The organism is Martinezella tropici (assembly GCF_003287875.1).
Lineage (GTDB): Bacteria > Pseudomonadota > Alphaproteobacteria > Rhizobiales > Rhizobiaceae > Rhizobium > Rhizobium tropici_C.
On sequence record NZ_QMKK01000044.1, the window covers coordinates 127,655 to 146,824 of the forward strand.

10 protein-coding genes are annotated in these 19,170 nt (G+C 60.8%); all 10 read right to left on the reverse strand.

Annotated features, from left to right (window positions below; all coding sequences use genetic code 11):
- Positions 1–47 precede the first annotated feature (47 nt).
- Positions 48–1,676 (reverse strand): alpha-D-glucose phosphate-specific phosphoglucomutase, encoded by a 1,629-nt coding sequence (locus DQ393_RS18980; protein ID WP_112343294.1) that lies wholly within the window; start codon positions 1,674–1,676, stop codon positions 48–50.
- A 4-nt stretch (positions 1,677–1,680) separates the two neighbouring features.
- Complete coding sequence (gene glgA, locus DQ393_RS18985; RefSeq protein WP_112343295.1) at positions 1,681–3,123, reverse strand: glycogen synthase GlgA; 1,443 nt, start codon at positions 3,121–3,123, stop codon at positions 1,681–1,683.
- 3 nt (positions 3,124–3,126) lie between these two features.
- Positions 3,127–4,389, reverse strand: a complete 1,263-nt coding sequence (gene glgC, locus DQ393_RS18990; protein ID WP_112343296.1) for a glucose-1-phosphate adenylyltransferase — start codon at positions 4,387–4,389, stop codon at positions 3,127–3,129.
- Between the two features lie 26 nt (positions 4,390–4,415).
- Positions 4,416–6,623, reverse strand: a complete 2,208-nt coding sequence (glgB, locus tag DQ393_RS18995) for a 1,4-alpha-glucan branching protein GlgB (RefSeq protein WP_112343297.1) — start codon at positions 6,621–6,623, stop codon at positions 4,416–4,418.
- Entirely contained in the window at positions 6,620–9,082 is a 2,463-nt protein-coding gene (locus DQ393_RS19000; protein ID WP_112343298.1) for a glycogen/starch/alpha-glucan phosphorylase, read from the reverse strand. The genes glgB and DQ393_RS19000 overlap by 4 nt, the downstream gene beginning before the upstream one ends.
- 296 nt (positions 9,083–9,378) lie before the next feature.
- Positions 9,379–10,581: a vWA domain-containing protein gene (locus DQ393_RS19005; RefSeq protein WP_245430398.1), complete on the reverse strand. Its 1,203-nt coding sequence runs from the start codon at positions 10,579–10,581 to the stop codon at positions 9,379–9,381.
- A 148-nt stretch (positions 10,582–10,729) separates the two neighbouring features.
- Positions 10,730–11,608: a transglutaminase family protein gene (locus DQ393_RS19010; RefSeq protein WP_112343299.1), complete on the reverse strand. Its 879-nt coding sequence runs from the start codon at positions 11,606–11,608 to the stop codon at positions 10,730–10,732.
- 4 nt (positions 11,609–11,612) lie between these two features.
- The gene (locus DQ393_RS19015) at positions 11,613–14,030 is read right to left on the reverse strand and encodes a circularly permuted type 2 ATP-grasp protein (protein ID WP_112343300.1); all 2,418 of its coding nucleotides are present in this window, start codon (positions 14,028–14,030) and stop codon (positions 11,613–11,615) included.
- 13 nt (positions 14,031–14,043) lie between these two features.
- Positions 14,044–17,364: a DUF2126 domain-containing protein gene (locus DQ393_RS19020; RefSeq protein ID WP_112343301.1), complete on the reverse strand. Its 3,321-nt coding sequence runs from the start codon at positions 17,362–17,364 to the stop codon at positions 14,044–14,046.
- A gap of 182 nt (positions 17,365–17,546) precedes the next feature.
- Positions 17,547–18,974, reverse strand: coding sequence for a mannose-1-phosphate guanylyltransferase/mannose-6-phosphate isomerase (locus tag DQ393_RS19025; protein WP_112343302.1), 1,428 nt, complete (start codon positions 18,972–18,974; stop codon positions 17,547–17,549).
- Positions 18,975–19,170 lie beyond the last annotated feature (196 nt).

Sequence of the window (19,170 nt, forward strand, 5' to 3'; positions counted from 1 at the left end):
TCCCCTCGGGGAGAGGGCACAGTGAGGGGGCTCTGCAAAAATTGCCGTCAGGTAATCACCGTCGGCGCGTCACGGCCGGTGCGGCCCTTGATATCGGCGATTTCCTGGGCGGCGACGATGAGATCGGCCAGCGCTTCCTGGGTTTCGATATTGTGACGGGTCGGATCGGGCTCGTAGCGCTCGATGTAGACGCGCAGCGTCGCGCCCGTCGTGCCGGTGCCTGAGAGACGGAAGACCACGCGGGAGCCGCCCTCGAAGAGGATTCGGATGCCCTGATGCTGGCTGACCGACTTGTCGACCGGGTCGTGATAGGCGAAGTCGTCGGCGGCGGAAACGGTGAGATCGCCGAACTTCGTACCCGGCAGGGTCGGCAGCTTTTCGCGCAGTGCTGCGATCAGGCCGTTGGCAGCATCGGTGTCGACGCCTTCATAATCGTGGCGGGAATAATAGTTGCGGCCATAGGTGGCCCAATGCTGCGTCACGATATCGATGACGCTCTCGCCCCGAACGGCCAGGATGTTCAGCCAGAGCAGCACGGCCCAGAGGCCATCCTTTTCGCGAACGTGGTTGGAGCCGGTGCCGGAGCTTTCCTCGCCACAGATGGTCGCCATGCCGGCATCGAGCAGGTTGCCGAAGAATTTCCAGCCGGTCGGCGTCTCATAAATGCCGACGCCACGCTTTTCGGCAACGCGATCGGCGGCGCCGCTGGTGGGCATCGAGCGGGCAATGCCGGCAATACCGTGCGAATAGCCTGGAGCGAGATTGGCGTTGGCCGCGAGAATCGCCAGGCTGTCGGACGGAGTGACGTAGATGCCTTTGCCGATGATGAGGTTGCGGTCGCCGTCGCCGTCCGATGCGGCGCCGAAATCGGGCGCATCGTCGCTCATCATGTCGTCGTAAAGCTCCTTGCAGTAGACGAGGTTCGGATCCGGGTGGTGACCGCCGAAATCCGGCAGCGGCAGGAAGTTGCGGACCGATCCGTCCGGCGCGCCGAGGCGGATCTCGAAGATTTCCTTGGCGTAGGGGCCGGTGACGGCGCTCATCGCGTCGAAGTTCAGGCGGAAGCCGAGGCTGATCAGATTGCGGATCGCGCCGAAATCGAACAGCTCCTCCATCAGAGCCGCATAGTCTTCGACGGGATCGATGACGGAAACGATCATGCCGCCCACATCTTCGCGGGCAATGCGATCGAGGTTGATGTCCGGGAAATCGGATATCTTGTAGCTGTCGATGACCTTCGAGCGCTCATAGATGGCGTCGGTGATCTTCTCCGGCGCGGGGCCGCCATTGCTGATATTGTATTTGATGCCGAAGTCTTCGGTCGGGCCGCCGGGATTGTGGCTTGCAGACAGGATGATGCCGCCGAAAGCCTTGTATTTGCGGATGATGTTGGAGGCTGCGGGCGTCGAGAGGATGCCGCCCTTGCCGACCATGACCTTGCCGAAGCCGTTCGCGGCGGCCATCTTGATGGCCTTCTGGATGACTTCGCGATTGTAGTAGCGGCCGTCGCCGCCGATGACCAGGCACTTGCCCTGATAGCCTTCGAGCGAATCGAAAATCGACTGGATGAAGTTTTCCGCGTAGTTCGGCTGCTGGAATACGGGAACCTTCTTTCGCAGGCCCGAGGTGCCGGGCTTCTGATCCGCGTAGGGGGTGGTGGGTACGGTTTTAATCATCGGGTTAAGCGCCTCTCGAGACTAGACTGGAGTAGAGAGCGGCGTAGCGTTCTGCGCTCCTGCCCCAGGATACGTCGGATTTCATGCCCTGCTTTTGCATCTGCGTCCAGACCTTTCGATCCTGGAAGAGGTGCATGGCACGGCGTATGGCCTGCAGCAGCCCTTCGGCGGTGACGGGCGAAAATTGGATGCCGGTCGCGACTTTTGCCTGCAGCGCGGCATGGTTGGCGTCGATAATCGTATCGTTGAGCCCACCCGTCCGTGCAACGATCGGCAGGCAGCCGTAGCGTAAGCCATAAAGCTGCGTGAGGCCACAGGGTTCGAAGCGCGAGGGGATGATAATCGCGTCACAACCGGCCTGTAACAGATGCGAGATCGGCTCGTTATAGCCGGCGGAAACGCCGACACGGCCGCGATGACGGCCTGCCGCGGCAAACAGCGCGCCCTCCAGCGCCGCATCGCCCGCGCCCAGAATGGCAAGCTTGCCGCCCATGTGGACAATCTCGCCGGCAACACTTGCCAGGAGATCCATGCCTTTCTGCCAGGTGAGCCGGCTGACGACACAGAAGATCGGACCATCATCGTCGTCGAGGCCGAAATGTTCTATGACCCTGTGGCGGTTGATGGCACGATCCTTCAGCGTCGCCGCGCTATAGGTCTGTGCGATCATCGGATCGGTCGCCGGGTTCCAGATGTCGTCGTCGATGCCGTTGACGATGCCGTAAAGATTATGGGCCTTGCTGGCGATGACGCCTTCGAGGCCCATGCCGAATTCCGGTGTCAGGATTTCTTCGGCATAGGAGGGGCTGACCGTGGTGAGGGCATGCGCGGTCTGCAGTCCGCCTTTGAGGAACCCGACATCGCCGTAATATTCCACACCCTCCATCGAAAAGGCATGCGCCGGCAGGCGCAGGCTCGGGAAGATATCGGAGCCGAACTGGCCCTGGAAAGCGATGTTGTGGATGGTGAGGACGCTCGGCAGCTCCGGCGTCGGATTATAGCGCATGTAGACCGGCACCATGGCCGACTGCCAGTCATGCGCATGCACGAGATCCGGCAGCCAGCCCGGCATAAGGCCGGCGGCTATTTCCGCGCCGGCCAGCGATAGCGCGGCGAAACGCCGCCAGTTGTCGGGATAATCCTTGCCTGTCGCATCGACATAGGGGCCGCCGGTGCGGCTGTAATAGGCCGGCGCATCGAGCACGAGGAAAGAAATGCCTGCATGCTCGACTTCCAGAACGGTGGCCGGCTCGCCGAGGAGATCCGGAAGCTCCAGGCGAGCAACCGGATCGCGGATGGCTTTCATGACGGCGGGATAGCCCGGAATAAGGGTCTTGGTTTCGACGCCGTAGGGCTTCAGCGCGATGGGCAGGGCGCCGGCCACGTCGGCCAGGCCCCCCGTCTTGATCAAGGGGAAGACTTCGGACGAAACCGAGAGAACCTTCATAGGTTACAAATCCAGCTTGTCGATCATCGATTGGGTGATCAGGCAAATGCCGCTTTCCGTGCGGCGCCAGCGCTTGGCATCGAGGTCCGGATCCTCACCGACTACCAGCCCTTCGGGAATAGTGACGCCATGGTCGATGACGACATTCTTCAGCTGCGCGCGGCGGCCGATCTTGACGCTCGGCAGTACGACGGCTCCTTCCAGCTTGGAGTAGGAATTGGCGCGCACACCGGTAAAGAGCAGGCTGTTGTAGAGGCTCGCGCCGGAAATAATGCAATCGCCCGCGACGACGGAGGAAACTGCCGAACCGCGGCGATCCTCGTCGTCATGGACGAACTTGGCGGGCGGGCTGATTTCCGCATAGGTCCAGATCGGCCAGGACTTGTCGTAGATGTCGAGCTCCGGCACCACGGCCGTCAGGTCGATGTTGGCCTGCCAATAGGCATCGATCGTGCCGACATCTCGCCAATAGGCTTCGCGCTCGAAATCGGAGCGAACGCAGGACTGCGTGAAGCGATGGGCGACGGCTTTGCCGTTCTTGACGATGTAGGGAATGATGTCCTTGCCGAAATCGCGACTGGAGTTCGGATCGGCCGCATCGCGCTTCAGGCATTCGATCAGGAACTTCGTGTGGAAGACGTAGATGCCCATGGAGGCGAGCGCGAAATCCGGATTGCCCGGAATGCCGGGCGGATCGGCCGGCTTTTCGACGAAATCGATAATCTCGTCCTTCTCGTTGACATGCATGACGCCGAAGCCGACGGCTTCCATGCGCGGCACTTCGAGGCAGCCGATAGTAACTTCCGCGCCGGAATCGACGTGCTGCTGCAGCATCCACTCATAGTCCATCTTGTAGATGTGGTCGCCGGCGAGGATGACCATGTATTCCGGGCCGTAGGGCTCGATGATGTCGATGTTCTGGTAGACGGCGTCGGCCGTGCCTTCGTACCATTGCGTCTCCGAGACGCGCTGCGACGCCGGCAGGATGTCGAAGCTCTCGTTTCGCTCCGGACGGAAGAAGTTCCAGCCGCGCTGCATATGGCGGATCAGCGAGTGCGCCTTGTATTGGGTGGCGACGCCGATGCGGCGGATGCCGGAATTGAGTGCATTGGATAGTGCGAAATCGATGATTCGCGTCTTGCCGCCGAAGTAGACGGCCGGCTTGGCACGGCGGTCGGTCAGTTCTTTCAGGCGGCTCCCACGCCCGCCGGCAAGAACGTAGGCCATGGCATCGCGCGCCAGCGGCTGGAAACGTTTTTCTACCATTTTATTCCTCCCTGTCCGTAATGATCTCAAAATTCCGGTTCGAGCATGATGGTCGCCAATGGAGGCAGCGTTATTATCGCTTGTACGCCTCCGCCTGCGCTGACGGCTTGTACTCGCCCGCCATTTCCTTTGCCGCTGCCGCCGTAGATATCGGCATCGGTATTCAATATCTCGCGCCACCGCCCCTCAGCCGGCAGGCGCAAGGTATAATTCTCGCGATAGACTGGCGTAAAATTGGTGATGACGGCAACCGGCTTTTCGCCCGGCGCCTTGCGCAGCCAGGCGAAGACCGAGTTTTCGAAATCATCGACGACAAGCCATTCGAAGCCATCGCCCTCGCAATCGCGGGCATGAAGGGCCGGCTTGCTGCGATAGGTGAAGTTGAGATCGCGCACGAGACGCCGCATGCCCTCATGCATGCGGTATTGCAAAAGGTTCCAGTCGAGCGCGCGCTCTTCGCTCCACTCGCTCCATTGCGCGAATTCCTGGCCCATGAAGAGCAGCTTCTTGCCGGGATAGCCCCACATGAAGGCATAATAGGCACGCAGGTTGGCGAATTTCTGCCAGTCGTCGCCGGACATCTTGGCGATCAGCGATCCTTTGCCGTGGACGACTTCATCGTGCGAGAGCGGCAGGACGAAATTTTCCGAGAAGGCGTAGATCAGCCCAAAGGTCAGCTCGTTGTGGTGATACTTGCGATGCACGGCCTCGCGGGAGAGATAGCTCAGCGTATCGTGCATGAAGCCCATGTTCCACTTGAAGCCGAAGCCGAGGCCGCCTTCATGGACAGGCTGCGATACCTTCGGCCAGGAGGTCGATTCCTCGGCGATCGTCATGACGCCGGGATGAGCCCCATAGATCCGGGTGTTCATCGACTGCAGGAAGCGGACGGCCTCGAGATTTTCGTTGCCGCCGTATTCGTTCGGTATCCATTCGCCATGCTTGCGGGAATAGTCGAGGTAAAGCATGGAGGCGACGGCATCCACGCGTAAGCCATCCAGGTGGAATTTTTCGGCCCAGTAGAGCGCGTTGTTCAAGAGATAGGCGAGCACCTCGGTGCGGCCGAAATTGTAGATCGCCGTGTTCCAGTCGGGATGGAAACCCTTTCGCGGGTCCTCATGCTCGTAGAGCGCCGTGCCGTCGAACCAGCGCAGGCCATGCTCGTCGGTGGGGAAATGCGCCGGCACCCAATCCAGGATGACGCCGATGCCGACCTTGTGGCAGCCGTTGACGAAACGGGCAAAGCCTTCCGGCTCGCCGAAGCGGGCGGTCGGCGCATAGAGGCCGGTGGTCTGATAGCCCCAGGACGGATCATAGGGGTGCTCGGTGATCGGCAGGAATTCGATATGGGTGAAGCCCATGTCGACGCAATAGGGGATGAGGCGCGAGGCAAGCTCGTCCCACGAGAGCATCGAGCCGTCGTCCCGGCGCTGCCAGGAGCCGGCATGGACCTCGTAGATGCTGATGGGCTGGCGGCGCTGGTCGACGCTTGCCCAATGCTCGAGGTGGGCCGAATCCTCCCATGCTTGGCTGAGTTCGGCGGCCGTGACCGAAGCGGTCTTGGGGCGCAGTTCGCTGCGGCGGGCGAAGGGATCGGCCTTCAGCGGCAACACCACGCCGTCATGGCCGCGGATCTCGAACTTGTAGGCCACGCCGGCCGGCACGTCGGGAGCGAAGATCTCCCAGATGCCGGAGTCGGAGCGGAAGCGCATGACGTGGCGGCGGCCATCCCAATTGTTGAAATCGCCGACGACCGAAACGCGCTGCGCATTCGGCGCCCAGACGGCGAAATGGAAGCCCTGGACACCTTCGTGCTTCATTGGGTGCGCGCCCATCTTGTCGAAGAGGCGCAGATGCGTGCCCTGACGGGCGAAATAATCATCCATCGGCCCAAGGATCGGGCCGAAACTATAGGGATCGGTCACTGCCCATTCGGCATCGCCGCGCCGGGCGCGATAACGCAGCGGCTGCTGCTTGCCGAGCTTCACGTCACCGGAAAAGAAGCCCGCCGCATCGAGGCAGTTCAGCTCGCCGATGACCGAGCCGTCCAGCGCCAAGGCGGTGACGGATTCCGCGCCGGGGATGAAACAACGCACCACATAGCCGTCATCCGTCTTGTGGGCACCGAGGACGGCGAACGGATTGGAATGGGTGCCTTTGAGAATCGCAGCGATCTCGTCTGCCGAAATATCCCTCAAGCTGTTGCCGTCACCGGGTTTTTTCGGCTTCTTCATCCGGCTCTCCAGATTTCCTTGGCATATTGGCGTATCGTACGGTCGGAAGAGAACCAGCCCATGCGAGCGGTATTGTTGATTGTCTTGGCATACCACTCCGACGGGTTGGCCCAGAGAATATCGACTTCGCGCTGTGCCGACGCGTAGGCGTCGAAATCGGCGGCGACCATGAACCAGTCGTGGCTGTAGATGCCGTCGATCAGGCTGGCATAACGGTTGCGGTCATCGGGCGAGAAGACACCGGAGGCAATGGCCGACAGAGCCTGCGAGAGTTCGCGCGAACGCTCGATGATGGCGCGGGGATCGTGACCGTCGCTGCGCAGGTTGGCAACCTCATCGGCCCGCAGACCGAAGATCACGATATTGTCCTCGCCGACATTGTCGCGCATTTCGACATTGGCGCCGTCGAGCGTGCCGATCGTCAATGCGCCGTTGAGGCCGAATTTCATGTTGCCGGTGCCTGATGCTTCCATGCCGGCGGTCGAGATCTGTTCGGAAAGGTCGGCGGCCGGAACCATGACCTCGGCAAGCGAGACATTGTAGTTCGGTACGAAGACGACCTTCAGCAGGCCGCGCACCGACGGATCGTTGTTGATGACGCGGGCGACGTCGTTGATCAGCTTGATGATGAGCTTGGCGTTGTGGTAGCTCGGCGCTGCCTTGCCGGCGAAGAGCTTGACGCGCGGCTGCCAATCGAGCTCCGGATGCGAGCGAATCTGATCGTAGAGCGCCACGGCTTCGATGACATTCAGAAGCTGGCGCTTGTATTCGTGAATGCGCTTGATCTGGATATCGAACATCGCGTTTGGATCGAGCTTGATGCCCATGCGGCTGGCGACGAGATTGGAAAGCTGCACCTTGTTGGCACGCTTGATGGCGGCGAATTTTTCCTGGAAGGCGCTGTCGCGGGCGAATTGATCCAGCGGCTTCAATTGCTCGGCATCGTCGAGGAAGGCATCGCCGATGGTTTCGCGCACGAGGCTGGTGAGGCCCGGATTGCACTGCATCAGCCAGCGGCGCGGCGTAATGCCGTTCGTCTTGTTGTTGATGCGGTCAGGGTAGAGCTTGTGCAGGTCGGCGAAGACCGTGACCTTCATCAGGTCGGTGTGGAGTGCCGAAACGCCGTTGATCGAATGCGAGCCGACAAAAGCGAGGTTGCCCATGCGCACGCGGCGGTCGCCGTTCTCGTCGATCAGCGAGATCGAGCGGATTTCCGTATCGCTGAAGTTGCGCAGCTTGCGTGCCTCGACAAGAATCTTGGCGTTGATGGCGTAGACGATCTGCATGTGGCGCGGCAGCAGCCGCTCGAACAGCGGAACGGGCCAGCTTTCCAATGCCTCCGGCAGCAGGGTATGGTTGGTGTAGCCGAAGGTGTTTTTGGTGATATCCCATGCCTTGTCGAAGTCGAAGCCGTGGACATCGACCAGCAGGCGCATCATCTCGGTGACGGAAACGGCCGGATGCGTATCGTTGAGCTGGATCGCAACCTTGTCGGCGAGATTGGTCAGATCGTCATATTGCTGCAGATGGCGGCGCAGAATGTCCTGCAGCGAGGCGGATGAGAAGAAGAATTCCTGGCGCAGGCGCAGTTCCTGGCCGGCTGGCGTCGCATCGGCCGGATAGAGAACGCGCGTCAGGCTCTCGGCCTTGTTGCTCTCGCGCAGCGCGCCGATATGATCACCGGCGTTGAAGGCGTCGAGCAGGATCGGATCGATCGGCTGTGCCGACCAGAGGCGCAACGTATTGACGCGCTTGCCGCGCCAGCCGACGACGGGCGTGTCGAACGCCGTGGCGATAACGCGCTCGGCCGGCTTCCAGACATAACGCGGCTGATCGTCATGGCCGCTGACGGTCTCGACAGCACCGCCGAAGCCGATTTCATAGGAGCTTTCCTGACGTTCGAATTCCCAGGGGTTGCCGTGCGCCAGCCAGGTTTCGGGCAGCTCCACCTGCCAGCCGTCGGCCATTTGCTGGCGGAACAGGCCGTGGACATAGCGAATGCCGTAGCCATAGGCCGGCACGTCGACGGTTGCCATGGATTCCATGAAACAGGCGGCGAGACGGCCGAGGCCGCCATTGCCGAGGGCCGCATCGGGCTCGATACCGGCGATGACGCGGATGTCGACGCCGAGCGAGGAAAGCGCGTTGGTGATCTCCTCCATCAGGCCGAGATTGGAGACCGCATCGCGCATCAGGCGGCCGATCAGGAATTCGAGCGATAGATAGTAGACACGTTTGGCGCCGGTCTCATAGGTCTTGCGGGTCGATTCAATCCACTTATCGATGACGCGGTCGCGAATGACGAGGATCGTTGCCGTCAGCCAGTCATGCGGTTTGGCGACCTTGGCGTCCTTGCCGATACGATAGGTCAGGCGCTCGATGATTTCTTCGGCAAGGATTTCCGGGCGGGAACTGCGCGGGGCTGGAACGGGGAGATCGGCCTTCGTCAAGTTATTCATATCATCAACTCTCGCCATTTGTGATTTATATTCAGCCCCTTACGGCCAATTAAATCGATTTGCCTTTCCGTTTCACTATCAGTTTACGCACTGATGTAAAGCAGTTGCAACAAGCGAGTTGCGCAGATGCGAAAATTGCGGCGAAAGGTTTGGCGTGAGCGGGAAAAGACTTGATTCCGATGATATTTCGAGCTTTTATTCGCGCATCGATCAAAAGAAAAGCCGCGCGATACTCGCATCGCGCGGCTTTTTCTTTGTTCTCTATCCTTGGTTGCTTTGTGCTGCTGCCGGCGGGGTCACTTGGTCAGGAGCGTCATCTGCTTGGCCGCCTGAGCACCGATGCTCTTGAAGGCGGCCACGAGATCGGACATTTGTTGCGCATCGAAATAATTGGAGGGGCTCGAAGCGCAGGCGGCGAGCAGGGTCTGTCCGCGTGTCGGAGCCATGAAGGCGACCGTATAGATCTGCACGCCGGCGTCCTTTGCGGCCTGGCATGTATTCAGCGTTTTTTGATCGGAACTTGTGTCGTTGTTTTCGCCGTCCGTCATCAAGACTATATATTTCTGAAAGGTCTTGTTGCCATTGTTACTTTGTGCAGTTGCCTCGGCAACGGCGGTAACGCTGTTATAAGCCTTTTTCATCGGAGCGTTCGATTCGGTGCCCCCTTGGGCATTCAGTCCGCTCACGACATTCGTACGGGTCGTTTTCGTTCCCCAATCGAGATTGCTGAAGCTGTCGACCTGACTGCTCCAGGCAATGGCCGCTGTGCGAACATATTGTGACTTGGGATCGGCGGCATCCAACTGGTCGAGAAGGCTACTTACTGCCGTCTTCAGCGCATCTATTTTCTTGATATAGCAGGGGCTTATCGGATTTGGATACTGATACAGATAGTTGCCGTTGGTATAATACTGTATGCAGCTGGCTTGTGTCTTGTCGATGGCGTTTGTGTTGAGCAGCATCGATCCAGACTTATCGAGTGCAATTTCCATCGACAGGGCGGTTTTTTGAACGGCCGTTCCACTCGTGCTTGAACTCGACGATGAAATTGTCATCGATGTCATGCCGAGCAGGCGGCTCATGCTGTTGACCTGCATGCCGTAGGAAGCGTCGACCTTAACAGTATAGCTCGTGCCGCCGGATGAATTGCTGCTCGATGTTACCGTGGTCGATGTTCCTGCCTTCAACGCGTTCGTTGTCGTGGTGTCTCCCGGCAGGTAGTTCGACATCTGGCCGAGGACGAAGTTGTTGGCGAGATCCTTAGCGGTCGTCGTCGTTGCCGTCCCGTTAGCGAGCGAAGTCGCTGCCGCAAGTGCGGCTGCATCGGTTGCTTCCTGAAGCTCGCTGTGCGACAGCGACATGTTGGTGACGTCTACCGCCATGCCGCCCGCTGCTACCAATACGGGTACGGCAATCGCCGTCAGGATGCCAAAATTTCCAGCTCTATCACGTAGAAGTTGTTTTAATGCGCAAAGTAGATCAGAGCCGGCAAGCATCATGTCCGCCTATTCGAAAGAGTTAAGTTCCCAAGAACGGCGAGACTATCAATTACAAATCTTAGTTGAGCGTTTAAGCGGAAGGTTGATTTTTAACGAATGACGCAATCTGGCACGATTTGCTTCAGATTTTTACTACTTTAAGTATATTCTATTTTAGTGGAACAACATCTACTGCCTGAACGGCCTTCTGGCTGCCATAGCTTTTAAGCACGCCGATGACGGGTGCGACATCGGAGTAATCGCGACCATAAGCGACGACGATATGGTCCGTGCCGGCGGGAATATTGTTGGTCGGATCGAGCTCGATCCAGCCGGCCGTCTCGCCGCACCAGACGCGCACCCAGGCGTGCATGGCGTCGGCGCCCTCGAGCCGTTCCTTGCCGGGCGGCGGGATGGTACGCAGGAAGCCGCTGACATAGCCGGCGGGGATGCCGAGACTGCGCAGCGCAATGATCATCACATGCGAGAAATCCTGACAGACGCCGCGCTTGAGGCGGAAGGCCTCTTTCGGCGTGGTGTCGACCGTCGTCGCCTTGGGGTCGTAGGTGAAATCCTTGTGTATCTGCGCGCAGAGCGCATGGGCGATCTGCAGGGTCGTCAGGCTGGTCGATCGCCACTGCCTGCTGTAATCGGTGATTTCACTCGTCTCAGGCAGGCGCGGGCTGCTACCGAGGAAATGGTGGGGCGAAGAGGGGTCGACCGACCAGCAATCATCGATCTCTTCGGGCAATTTGGCGAGCAAGGGCGAAAAATCCGCTGCGACGGGCTGGCTTTCCACCTGGACACGCGCCTGCATGCGGATATCGAGCCTCTCGTGCGGATCGCGCACGAGGATCGAAGTTGCCGGATGCTGGAAGAAATCCGTGAAGTTCGATTGCTCGTCCGGGCCTGGGGTTATTTTCACCGAGCCGGCGATCAGCCTCTGGCGATTGGGCAGGGAGAGCGGCATGACACGCAATATATGCCGTGCGCCGCTGGCCGGCACGTCGTATATGTAGCCCATGTGAAGCGAGAGATCATAGAGCATCACGTCATCCGAGATAGGTGCGTGCCAGCAGATCGGAAAGCCGCTCCAATTCGCGTGCCAGCTGCTGGTAGACTTCGACGGTCATCGCTTCGGGCGTCATCACGGCAAGACCCGAATGCAGCCGCATGGCCTCGCGGTAAAAGGGCGACATCTGGCCGTTGACGAAGGCATTCGGCAGCTGTTCCACTTCGCGGTGAATCTCGTTCATCTGAAAGAGGATCGAACGCGGATTGAGGGGATCGAGCGCCAGGAGATCGGTCACCGTCAGGCGGGCCGTATTGACGTTGTAGCGGCGGCGATGAGTCATGACGCTGTCGCCGATCTCAAGCAGCATGTCGAGCGCCCCATCGGGCGCATCCGGACCGGACATATGGCCGAGCAGCCGCGTCATATGCAGGCCGCGCTCGATGTATCGCCCGAGCGACAGGAAACGCCAGCCGGTGAAGCGATACATGTTTTCGTGCACGAGGCCTGCGAAGCCAGCAAGCTTGCGCAACAGGATCGTCATGGCATGACTGGCGTCGTCGCCATGCTTTACCCGCTCCTTGAAACGGCGCGCGGTCTTGGCAAGATCGTTCAGCGCGAGCCAGCCGTCCGGGGAAAACCGGTCGCGGATGTTGCTGGCCGAATAAACCGCGCTGTTTATGTTGCTCAGCAGGCTTTCAGGAACCGCCTCCTCGGTGTCGATATCGATGGCGGCGAGATAGGCGCTGACGTCGGCAAGCAGCGGCTGCTTCGGATCCGCCGCCTCGGCAAAACGCCCATGCCAGGCGCGCAGGATGCGCAGGGCGCCTTCGGCCCGCTCGATATAGCGGCCAAGCCAGAAGAGGTTGTCGGCGGCTCGGCTCGGCAGGCTGCCTGGCATATTGCGGGTGAAGGTTTCTTCGGCCGGCAGCAGTGTATGGGCTTCGACGGGCTTGTCGGAGACGATCCAGACATCGGCGGCCGAGCCGCCGGCCTGCATGGCGATGGCGGCAACATCGTCACCGCTGCCGATGCGGGCGAAGCCGCCGGGCATGATCTGCCAGCCGTTTTCGGTGCGGGCCGCGAAGACGCGCAGGCTCATCGGCCGCGGCGTCAGCCTGCCGTTGACCCAGGCCGGCGTGGTTGAAAGCGTGACGACTTCCTGGCCGACCAGCTTGTGACCTTCGCTCGCCAGCCATTCCGCGATCGAATCGCGGGCGGTGCTGCGCAAGGTCGAGCCCAGCACGGACTGGCCGTTATCGTCGAAGAAGGGCATGCAGGAATAGGCCGGCCCGATCACCATCTTCTCGATATTGGCGGCGACATGCTCGCGCTCGGCCTTCTGGCCGCACCACCAGGTGGCGATCGACGGCAGCTTCAATTCCTCGCCGCGCAAATGCCGACAGATGGTCGGCATGAAGGCGAGCAGGGCACGCGTCTCGAGGATGCCGGAGCCAAGTGCATTGACGATCGTCACCGTCTGCGCCCGTAGCGCCTCGACCATGCCCGGTGTGCCGATATGGGAATGCTGGTTGAGCTCCAACGGATCGGCATAGGAAGCATCGAGGCGGCGCCACAGGACGCTGATCGGCCGCAGTCCAGCGACGGTACGCACCATCAGCTGGTCGTCGACGACGGTGATGTCTTCGCCCTCGAGCAGCATGAAGCCGAGATAGCGGGCGATATAGGCGTGCTCGTAATAGGTCTCGTTGGCGGGTCCCGGAGTCAGAACGGCAACCCGGCCCTCGCCGCTGCGCTTGCCACCCAGCAGGGCATCGCGAAACGCGCCGAAGAAGGAGGCGAGGCGATGAACCTTGGTTTCCGCATAGATATCGGAGAAGGCGCGAGTGGTAGCGACGCGCGTTTCCAGTGCAAAGCCGGCGCCTGATGGTGCTTGCGCGCGGTCGGCCAGCACCCACCAGTTTCCATCCGGGCCGCGGCCGACTTCGAAGGCCAGGAAATGCAGATAATGACCATTTGCGGGCTTGACGCCGACCAGCGGACGCAGGAATTCCGGATTGGCCGCGATCAAGGCCGGCGGCAGCAAGCCCTCGCTCACCAGCCGGCTGTCGCCATAGATATCGGCCATGACCGCTTCGAGCAGATCGGCGCGCTGGCGCAGCCCTTCCGAAAGCGATTGCCATTCGCGCTCATCGATCAGCACGGGAATATGCGAGATCGGCCAGCCGCGTTCGCTGGCGCCAGTCGTCCCATAGGCCCGATAGAAAACGCCGGCATCGCGCAGATAGCGGTCGGCTCGGGCGAAGCGCTCCGTCAGCTCCAGTTCCGACATGCGCGACAGCGCCGACAGCAGATTTTGCCAGACCGGGCGAACGGCGCCTTTATTGTCGACCATTTCGTCGGCGACGCCGGGCAACGGACGATAGGCGAAGGCCGGTTCCTTACCGGTTCCGGTCTTCACTTCGTCCCGCCGTTCCGTCGCCGGTTTTCTAGCCATTCACAGTTCCGTCTCAAATTCCTGCCGGCCGCCTGAGGTCGAGCGTCAGAGGAAATTCCACCGACGCAGTCTCCGGTCGCAAGGCGTAGCCACCCGCTGTATGCCCCCAAGGTTCGAAACGCGCAAGTCGTCGCGCTTCCGCCTCGTTGCCGTTGACGGGGAATGTGTCGTAGTTGCGGCCGCCAGGGTGAGCAACATGGTAGATGCAGCCGCCGATCGAGCGCCGCGACCATGTGTCGTAGATATCGAAAGTCAGCGGCGTGTCGATGGGCAGAACGGGATGGAGGCCTGAGGCCGGATGCCATGCCTTGTAGCGCACGCCGGCGACCGAAACGCCGGACGCTCCCGTCGGCGTCAGCGGCACGGGGCGGCCATTGCAGGTCACCGTATAGCGCGATGGATTGGAGGTTTCGAATCGAACCTGCAGGCGTTCCACCGACGAATCGACATAGCGGACAGTGCCGCCGATCGCGCCTTCTTCGCCCAGCACATGCCAGGGCTCCAGCGCCTGGCGCAATTCCAGTTTGCTGCCTTCATATTCGACTTCCCCGCAGAAGGGAAAACGGAATTCAAGCTGCGCCTGGAACCATTCCGGCCGCAGGTCGAAACCGTTTTCGTGGAGATCGGCGAGAACGTCGAGGAAATCCTGCCAGATATAATGCGGCAGCATGAAGCGATCATGCAGTGTCGTGCCCCAGCGCACGAACTTGCCGTCGATGGGATTGCGCCAGAAACGGGCGATCAGCGCGCGCACCAGCAATTGCTGGGCAAGGCTCATGCGGGCATTCGGCGGCATTTCGAAACCGCGGAATTCGACGAGACCGAGGCGTCCCGTCGGGCCGTCAGGCGAAAACAGCTTGTCGATGCAGATTTCCGAGCGGTGGGTGTTGCCGGTGACGTCAGTCAGGAGATTGCGGAAGAGGCGATCCACCAGCCATGGAAGCGGCTGCAATCCGCGGCCGGGTGCCGGGACCTGGGCCAGTGCGATTTCCAGCTCGTAGAGGCTGTCATGGCGGGCCTCGTCGATGCGCGGCGCCTGACTGGTCGGGCCGATGAACATGCCGGAGAAGAGGTAGGAGAGCGAGGGATGGCGCTGCCAGTGCAGCACCAGGCTCTTCAAAAGGTCGGGACGGCGCAGGAAGGGGCTGTCCATGGTGCTGCGGCCGCCGACGACCACATGGTTGCCGCCGCCGGTGCCGGTGTGGCGGCCGTCGATCATGAACTTGTCGGTGCCGAGCCGGCTGGCGCGCGCCTCCTCGTAAACCGCCGTGGTGATATCGACGGCTTCCTTCCAGTTCGATGCCGGATGGATGTTGACCTCGATGACGCCGGGATCGGGGGCGACGCGGATGACATTGATGCGCTCATCCTGCGGCGGCGGATAGCCCTCGATGTGAACCGGCAGGTTCAGGGCCGCAGCGGCCCGTTCGGCTGACGCAACGAGATCGAGGTAATCCTCGACGCTGACCGTCGGTGGCATGAAGATGCAGAGGCGTCCATCGCGCGGCTCGACGCTGATGGCCGTGCGCACATAGCCGCCGATCTCATCGAGGGATTGCGGCATGATCGGCTGCTGGCCGGTGTAGGGCTGGAAATGGGCAGCCTGCAGCGGCCGGCCCTTGTCCTCACCATAGTCAGGCAGCGCTTCACGCGGGATCGTCGGGTCCATGGGGTTGATGTAGGGATATTGCGATGCCGGTATCCAGCCGAGCGAGTTCAGCGGCAGGCGGTAGCCGACCGGGCTGTCACCAGGCGTCAGGAAGATGCGGCCGCGGCGCGTGCGCCATTTCTCGCTCGTCCAGCGACGGCCGCTGGCGCGCGCATTCCATGCCTGGATGGGGAGGATATAGCCCGTGGGCCGCGTCAGTCCACGTTCGAAGACGCGGGCCATTCGCGAACGCTCTTCCGGATCCTTCAGCTTCGAATTGGATGGATCGACATTGTCGGGCAGGTTCGCTTCCTTCACCAGCCATTCGGCTGGATCTTCGAAGGCGGGCGCCACATAGCCCGGCTCGATATCGAGTTCGCCGGCGATCGCCGTCAGCAGGCGGCCGGCATCGTCCTCGGTGACGCTGTAGTCGCGGTCTTCATTGGCGATCAGATCCGGATTCGACCAGATCGGCAGGCCGTCGCGCCGCCAGTAGAGCGAAAAGGTCCAGCGCGGCAGGCTTTCGCCGGGATACCACTTGCCCTGGCCGTAGTGCAGGAAGCCATTCGGCGCGAAGCGTTCGCGCAGGCGGCGGATCAACGTATCCGCTTTTTCACGCTTGGTCGGACCGACGGCTGCAGTATTCCATTCGTCCGACTCGAAGTCGTCGATCGAAACGAAGGTCGGCTCGCCGCCCATGGTCAGGCGCACGTCTCCTTCCTTCAGGATCGCGTCGACCTTTTCGCCGAGTTCGTTCAGCGCATCCCAGCTTTCGTCCGAGAAGGGCTTGGTGATGCGCGGATGCTCGGCGACGCGGGTGACCTTCATGTCGAAATCGAATTCGGTCTTGGCTTCGCCGAAATAGCCGCCCGAGATCGGCGCGGCATTGCGGTAATGCGGCGTGGCGGCAAGCGGAATATGGCTCTCGCCCGTCAGAAGGCCCGACGTCGGGTCGAGGCCGACCCAGCCGGCGCCGGGGAGGTAGACTTCCGCCCAGGCATGCAGGTCGGTGAAGTCGACCTCGGTGCCGGAAGGGCCGTCGAGCGCCTTCAGGTCAGGTGTCAGCTGAATGAGGTAGCCGGAGACGAAACGGGCGGCGAGGCCGAGATGGCGCAGGACCTGAACAAGCAGCCAACTCGTATCGCGACAGGAGCCTTTCGCCTTTTCCAAGGTCTCCTCAGGCGTCTGGACGCCGGCTTCCATGCGGATGACATAGCCGATTTCCTGCTGCAGGCGCGTATTGAGGCCGACGATCATATCGACGGTCTTTTGCGCGGAGCGGTCGAGCGTGGCGAGGAAGGCTTTCAGTCTGGGACCGGGTTCTTCCGGCTTCATATAGATCGACAGATCCTCGCGGATGGTCTCGGGATAATCGAAGGGCCATTTCGTCGCTTCCTCTTCGACGAAGAAGTCAAAGGGATTGTAGACCGTCATGTCGGCGACGAGATCGACTTCGATCTTCAGCTCGGTTACCGGATCGGGAAAGACGAAGCGGGCGAGATAGTTGCCGTAGGGGTCCTGCTGCAGGTTCACGAAATGATTTGACGGCGTGACTTTCAGCGAATGGCTCAGCACGCGCGTCTTGGAATGCGAGGCGGGTTTCAGGCGGATGATCTGGGGGCCGAGGCGAACCGGATTGTCGTATTTATAATGGGTGAGATGATAGATGCTTGCCTTGATCGCCATATGTCTCTTCGCCTAGCCCGCATCGTTGTGCGGTGATTGCTGTTCCCACTAACAGTGTGTGCAATGCAGCGAAAGAAAGCAAGGCGTCTCCCGGCGCTTCGGAAGCTCCTGCCGTGTAATGCCAAGAAAAAAACGGCGAGCTTTTGCCCGCCGTTCTGAAATCCGGATCCGTTTGCTTGCGATCAGCTTCTGCCGAACTCGTCGACCAGGCGGATGATGTCGTCCTCGCCGAGATAGGAGCCGGTCTGCACTTCGATCAGCTCCAGCAGGATCTTGCCGGGGTTCGACAGGCGATGCACTTCGCCGAGCGGGATATAGATCGATTCGTTTTCGCGCAGCATCTGCACGTTTTCGCCGACTGTCACTTCGGCCGTGCCCTTGACGACGATCCAGTGCTCGGAGCGGTGGTGATGCTTCTGCAGCGACAGCTTCTTGCCCGGAAGCACGAAGATGCGCTTGACCTGGAAGCGCTCGCCGTTCAGCACCGAGGTATAGCCGCCCCAAGGGCGATAGGAGGTCGGGTGCGTCTCAGTGAGCTTGGCGGTCTTCTTCTCGCTTGCGAGCAGCTTGACGAGCTTGCCGACTTCCTGGCTGTCCTTGAGGTGGCCGACATAGACGGCGTCCTCGCTGGCGATGACGGCGACGTCCTCAAGCCCCTGTACGGCGACGTGCAGGCTGTGCGTCATCACGAGCGAATTCTTCGTGTTGACCAGTGTCGTGGCGCCGGCCGATACGTTGCCGCTTTCGTCACGATTACCGACTTTCCAGACCGCGTCCCAGCTGCCGAGATCGGACCATGTGAAGGGCGAGGGAACGACGGCGGCGTTCGCCGTCTTTTCCATCAGCGCGTAGTCGATGGAAATGTCGGGGCTCTTGGAGAAGGCATCGGCATCCAGACGGGTGAAATCGAGGTCGCGGGTTGCCTTGGAAACGGCCTTGCTGGCCGCCTTCTCGACGTCGGACGCATATTCCTTCATTTCGTCCAGAAGCTGCGCCGCCGAGAACATGAACATGCCGGAGTTCCAGTAGAAGCTGCCGCTTGCCACCATTTCCTGAGCCTTGTCCAGCGCCGGCTTCTCGACGAAGCGCTTGACGGCATGGGCGCCGGTCGAAAGCGCCTTGCCGCTTTCGATATAGCCATAGCCGGTGGCCGGTTCCGTCGGCTTGATGCCGAAGGTGACGAGCTTGCCCTGAAGGGCGGTGTCGCGCGCCTGGCGCACGCAATCGTAATAGGTCGCGTTGGCATCGATCTCATAGTCCGAGCCGAGGACGTGCATGATCGCGTCCTTGCCGAAAAGCTCGGTGACGAGCGCGGCGGCAGCTGCGACGGCGGCAGCGGTATTGCGGGCGACCGGCTCCAGCAGAACGGCGGCCAGTTTCAGGTCGAGCTCGCGAGCCTGTTCCGCAACGAGGAAGCGGAATTCCTCGTTGGTCAGGACGATCGGCGCTTCGTAAAGTTCAGGATCGGCAACGCGCTCTAGCGTGTTCTGAAACAGCGTCTTGTCGCCGATGAACTGGATGAATTGCTTCGGAGCGGATGCGCGCGATAGCGGCCATAGCCGTGTACCCTTGCCGCCTGCCATAATCACCGGAACGATCTTTGCTGCCATACTCTGCCTCTCCTAGACACTTCATTCGAGAGCCGACCGCCAGGAAGCGCAACCGCTGCGCCTTCCGCCATGCTCCTTCGACAACGTCAATCGCCATTGCGATATTTTTCGGCAAAACGCTAGCGCTAATATGTCGGCAGCGTAAACATTCGGCGATCTCGGAGCGGAAATCCCAATGAAAATCCATTCACGGCGC

Excerpts from the sequence above, each read along its gene's own strand:
- DQ393_RS19010 (WP_112343299.1), bottom strand. The coding sequence starts at position 11,608 with ATGCTCTATGATCTCTCGCTTCACATGGGCTACATATACGACGTGCCG.
- DQ393_RS19025 (WP_112343302.1), bottom strand. The coding sequence starts at position 18,974 with ATGGCAGCAAAGATCGTTCCGGTGATTATGGCAGGCGGCAAGGGTACA.
- glgA (WP_112343295.1), bottom strand. The coding sequence starts at position 3,123 with ATGAAGGTTCTCTCGGTTTCGTCCGAAGTCTTCCCCTTGATCAAGACG.
- DQ393_RS19005 (WP_245430398.1), bottom strand. The coding sequence starts at position 10,581 with ATGATGCTTGCCGGCTCTGATCTACTTTGCGCATTAAAACAACTTCTA.
- DQ393_RS19020 (WP_112343301.1), bottom strand. The coding sequence starts at position 17,364 with ATGGCGATCAAGGCAAGCATCTATCATCTCACCCATTATAAATACGAC.
- DQ393_RS18980 (WP_112343294.1), bottom strand. The coding sequence starts at position 1,676 with ATGATTAAAACCGTACCCACCACCCCCTACGCGGATCAGAAGCCCGGC.
- glgB (WP_112343297.1), bottom strand. The coding sequence starts at position 6,623 with ATGAAGAAGCCGAAAAAACCCGGTGACGGCAACAGCTTGAGGGATATT.
- glgC (WP_112343296.1), bottom strand. The coding sequence starts at position 4,389 with ATGGTAGAAAAACGTTTCCAGCCGCTGGCGCGCGATGCCATGGCCTAC.
- DQ393_RS19000 (WP_112343298.1), bottom strand. The coding sequence starts at position 9,082 with ATGAATAACTTGACGAAGGCCGATCTCCCCGTTCCAGCCCCGCGCAGT.
- DQ393_RS19015 (WP_112343300.1), bottom strand. The coding sequence starts at position 14,030 with ATGGCTAGAAAACCGGCGACGGAACGGCGGGACGAAGTGAAGACCGGA.